This window comes from Acidovorax sp. KPB24-07 (assembly GCF_057543315.1).
The window spans coordinates 1-2,850 of record NZ_BAAJYS010000408.1; the positions used below are offsets into that span (position 1 = coordinate 1).

Genomic DNA, 2,850 nt, shown 5'->3' on the forward strand with positions numbered 1-2,850 from the left:
GCCGCAAGGAGGCCGAGGAGCGCGCCCGCATCGCCGACGAGCGCCGCCGCGAGCGCGTGCTGGTGGCCCGCTACCCCGACCAGGCCTCGCACGATGCCGAGCGCGCCGCGGCCATCCAGCAGGTCAACGAGGTCACGGCCGTCGCCGAAAAGCGCGTGGCCGACCTGCAGCGCCAGCGCAAGGCGCTCGATGCCGAAATGGAGTTCTACCGCCGCGATCCCAGCAAGGCGCCCATGCTCCTGCGCCGCCAGATCGCCGAGCAGGAAGACGCGCTGGCCGAGCAGCAGCGGTTCATCGCCGGGCAGGAGCAGGAAAAGCGCCGCGTGCACCAGCGGTTCGACGCCGAACTGGTGCAGCTCAAGAGCCTTTGGGCGGGGCAGCGCCCCGCCATGCATTCACAGTAAAGGCACCCTTCCCCGGTGGCCGGGGCAGAGCGGCGTCAGGAAGACGCCGCCGCGAGCCGGGCGCGCAGCAGGTCGTTCACCTGCTGCGGATTGGCCTTGCCCTTGCTGGCCTTCATGGCCTGGCCCACGAGCGCGTTGAAGGCCTTGTCCTTGCCCGCGCGGAACTGGGCCACGTTGTCGGGGTTGGCGGCGATCACGTCGTCGATGATCTTTTCCAGCGCGCCGGAGTCGTTCATCTGCTTGAGGCCCTTGGCCTCGATGATCGCGTCCACATCGCCCGCAGCCGCATCGCTCCACAGCGCCTCGAACACCTGCCGGGCGGCGTTGTTGGAGATCGTGCCATCGGCGATGCGGGTGACCAGTTGCGCCAGTTGGGCGGCGCTCACGGGGGCCGCGGCGATGTCGCTCTCGCCGGCATTCACCCGCCGCGACACCTCGCCCATGATCCAGTTGCTGACCAGCTTGGGTTGCTGGCTGGCCTGCGCCGCCGCTTCGAAATACGAAGCCATCGCCTTCGACTGGGTCAACGTGGTCGCGTCGTACTCGGGCAGGCCGTAGTCGGCCACGAAGCGCGCGGCCATGCTGCGGGGCAGCTCGGGCATCAGCGCGCGCTGCTCGTCCACCCATTGCTGCGAAATCTGCAGCGGCGGCAGGTCCGGATCGGGGAAGTAGCGGTAGTCGGCCGCGTCTTCCTTGGTGCGCATGGCGCGGGTCTCGCCCGTGCCGGGGTCGAACAGCACCGTGGCCTGCTGGATCGCGTGGCCGTCCTCGATCTGCTCGATCTGCCAGCGGATCTCGTAGTCGATCGCCTGCTGCATGAACTTGAAGCTGTTCAGGTTCTTGATCTCGCGGCGCGTGCCCAGCGGGGCGCCGGGCTTGCGCACCGAGACGTTGGCGTCGCAGCGGAACGAGCCCTCCTGCATGTTGCCGTCGCAGATGCCGATCCACGTCACGATCTTGTGCAGCTCCTTGGCGTAGGCCACGGCCTCTTCGGACGAGCGCATGTCGGGCTCGGTCACGATCTCCAGCAGCGGCGTGCCGGCGCGGTTCAAATCGATGCCGCTCTGGCCGATGAAGTCCTCGTGCAGCGACTTGCCCGCGTCTTCTTCCAGGTGGGCGCGCACGAGCTTCACGGTCTTCTTCTCGTCGCCCAGGAAGAACGACACCTCGCCGCCCTGCACCACCGGGATCTCGAACTGGCTGATCTGGTAGCCCTTGGGCAGATCCGGATAGAAGTAGTTCTTGCGGGCGAAAACGCTTTCCGGCGCAATGGTGGAGCCCAGGGCCAGTCCTAATTTGATGGCGCAGGCCACGGCCTCGCGGTTCATCACGGGCAGGGTGCCCGGCAGGGCCAGGTCCACCGCGCAGGCCTGCGTGTTGGGCGCGGCGCCGAAGGCGGTGGGCGCGCGGCTAAAGATCTTGGATTTCGTCGCAAGCTGGGTGTGGGTTTCGAAGCCGATGACGACTTCGTAGCCGTGGATCAATGGGGCGGTCATGTTCAGAGGCCTCCCGGCATGCGGAGGTGGAAATCGGTGGCTTGCTGCAGGCGGTGGGCGGCATTGAGCAGCCGGGCTTCCTGGAAGTAGTTGCCGATCAGCTGCAGGCCCACGGGCATGCCGTCCTCGCCGAAGCCGGCGGGCACGCTCATGCCGGGCAGGCCGGCGAGCGAGGCGGGCAGCGTGAAGATGTCGGCCAGGTAGTCGGCCAGCGGGTCGTTGCCGTGCTCGCCGAGCTTCCACGCCACCGTGGGTGCCACCGGGCCGGCGATGAGGTCGCACGACTGGAAGGCATTCTGGAAGTCGTCGGCGATCATGCGGCGGATCTTCTGCGCCTGCAGGTAGTAGGCGTCGTAGTAGCCGTGCGACAGCACGTAGGTGCCGATCATGATGCGGCGCTTGACCTCGTCGCCGAAGCCCTCGGCGCGCGTCTTCTTGTACATGTCCACCAGATCGGTGTAGTCGCTGGCGCGGTGGCCGAACTTCACGCCGTCGAACCGCGAGAGGTTGGACGAGGCCTCGGCCGGGGCGATCACGTAGTACACGGGAATGGACAGCTCGGTGCGCGGCAGGCTGATGGGCACCAGTTTCGCGCCGAGCTTCTCGTATTCCTGGAGCGCGGCGTCCACCGCGGCGCGCACGCCGGGCGCGAGGCCCTCGCCGAAGAACTCGGCCGGGATGCCGATGCGCAGCCCGTCGATGCCGTCGTTCAACTGGCGGGTGAAGTCCTGCGCCGGCAGGTCGAGCGAGGTGGAGTCGCGGTCGAGGTCCGGGCCGCAGATGGCCGACAGCAGCAGGGCGCAGTCCTCGGCCGAGCGGGCCATGGGGCCGGCCTGGTCCAGGCTGGAGGCGAAGGCGATCATCCCGTAGCGCGAGGCGCGGCCGTAGGTCGGCTTGATGCCCGTGATGCCGCAGAACGAGGCGGGCTGGCGGATCGAGCCGCCCGTGTC

The 2,850-nt window shown here is 68.2% G+C and carries 2 protein-coding genes and 1 pseudogene; 1 reads left to right on the forward strand and 2 read right to left on the reverse strand.

Annotated features, from left to right (window positions below; translation table 11 throughout):
- Nucleotides 1-404, forward strand: a pseudogene (locus tag AC27IQ_RS21725) (DUF4124 domain-containing protein); the annotation flags it as partial.
- A 35-nt stretch (nt 405-439) separates the two neighbouring features.
- On the opposite strand, the gene gatB reads toward AC27IQ_RS21725, so the two are convergent.
- Complete coding sequence (gatB, locus tag AC27IQ_RS21730) at nt 440-1,900, reverse strand: Asp-tRNA(Asn)/Glu-tRNA(Gln) amidotransferase subunit GatB (RefSeq protein ID WP_317357371.1); 1,461 nt, start codon at nt 1,898-1,900, stop codon at nt 440-442.
- A gap of 2 nt (nt 1,901-1,902) precedes the next feature.
- On the reverse strand, nt 1,903-2,850 hold a 948-nt coding region (locus AC27IQ_RS21735; RefSeq protein ID WP_487090752.1), incomplete at its 5' end, for an amidase family protein.

Excerpts from the sequence above, each read along its gene's own strand:
- gatB (WP_317357371.1), bottom strand. The coding sequence starts at position 1,900 with ATGACCGCCCCATTGATCCACGGCTACGAAGTCGTCATCGGCTTCGAA.